The organism is Cryobacterium sp. TMT3-29-2, assembly GCF_004564305.1.
GTDB lineage: Bacteria > Actinomycetota > Actinomycetes > Actinomycetales > Microbacteriaceae > Cryobacterium > Cryobacterium sinapicolor.
This window is the reverse complement of record NZ_SOGK01000082.1, coordinates 1-1,242: the sequence shown is the minus strand read 5'-3', so window position 1 is coordinate 1,242 and position 1,242 is coordinate 1. Positions and strand designations below refer to the sequence as shown.

The window sequence follows — 1,242 nt, the reverse complement described above, 5'->3', positions numbered from 1 at the left end:
GACAGTTTCAAGCGGTCAAGGCAACGCATGCGGTGCTGAAGACCTCATGAGGAGTCTGCCATCCCAATGTTCTCCGTGGGCGATTGTTGAGTTCTGCCACGATCTCGTCGAGTCTCGCTGTGTCGGTGAGGTTGAGATCGGTGCTCTTGGGGAGGTACTGGCGAAGCAGGCCATTGGTGTTTTCGTTCGTGCCGCGTTGCCAGGGTGAGTATGCGTCGCAGAAGAACACTGGAATCCCGGTCGCTGTTGTGAAATCAGCGTGACGGGCCATTTCGTTGCCGCGATCCCACGTCAGCGTTCGGCGCATGGGAGCGGGCAGCTTGTTGAAGGTTTCGATGAGAGCCGCGATTACGATTTCGCTCTTGGCTCCGTGTGGGAGTGGGACGGCGATTAGGGCGCGACTGTGGCGTTCAACCAGGGTCACGATGTGGGACGTGCTGTAGCGCCCGACGATCATGTCGCCCTCCCAGTGGCCTGGTGTCTTGCGGTCGTTCGCTTCGGCGGGGCGTTCCTTCAGGGGCACGAGGCCCGGTATCCGTGACCTCTTTCCGCCGGAGTCAACGCGCCGTTGCGGATGACGGCGCAGTCGCCGGGTCCTGAGCATTGCTGTCAATTCAGCTCGGAGACCGGGTTGGGCCTGCACGAAGAGTGAGGTGTAGATGGTCTCGTGAGACACCCGCATGCCCAAGTCGCCCGGGAACTCCGTGATCAGGCGCTTGGAGATCTGTTGCGGAGACCAGCAGACCTTGAGTTTGGATTCCACGTGCTCGCGCAAACGATCGTCCAAGGCAAGTTTCCCGAGTCGAGGCCGCCGGCTGCGGGCCTCTGCGAGACGTTCCGCATGAGCCGCACGGTATCCGTTTCTCCCACTGTTGCGGAGCACCTCCCGCGACACAGTGGAGACCGGGCGTCCTAACTCGGCGGCGATTGACGTCAGTGACCGACTTGCAGCGACGCCGAGGGAGATGGTCTCACGCTCGTCGAGCGACAACCGAAACGCCGACCGCGGCTTCGTCGCCCGCGGTCGGACACCACCAGACTGTTTGAGCCACAGACAGGCCGTCGACTTCGATATCCCCGCCAGCGCTGCGGACTTTCGAAGCGACGCGCCCGACGCACGCGCCGCAAAGAACGCCATGCGTTGCTCCGGTGGTTTTGGTTTCCGTCCCATTTCACTCCTCCTAAGAAGCAGATTAGGAGGTCACCGGAACCACACCCTTGCATTGACCGCTTGAAACTGTC

Annotated in this window: 1 protein-coding gene; it reads right to left on the bottom strand. The window is 61.5% G+C overall.

The annotated features are described in order from the left end of the window. Positions 1–7: 7 nt before the first annotated feature. Entirely contained in the window at positions 8–1,138 is a 1,131-nt protein-coding gene (locus E3O67_RS09615) for an IS30 family transposase (RefSeq protein WP_135102558.1), read from the bottom strand. Between the last annotated feature and the right edge of the window lie 104 nt (positions 1,139–1,242).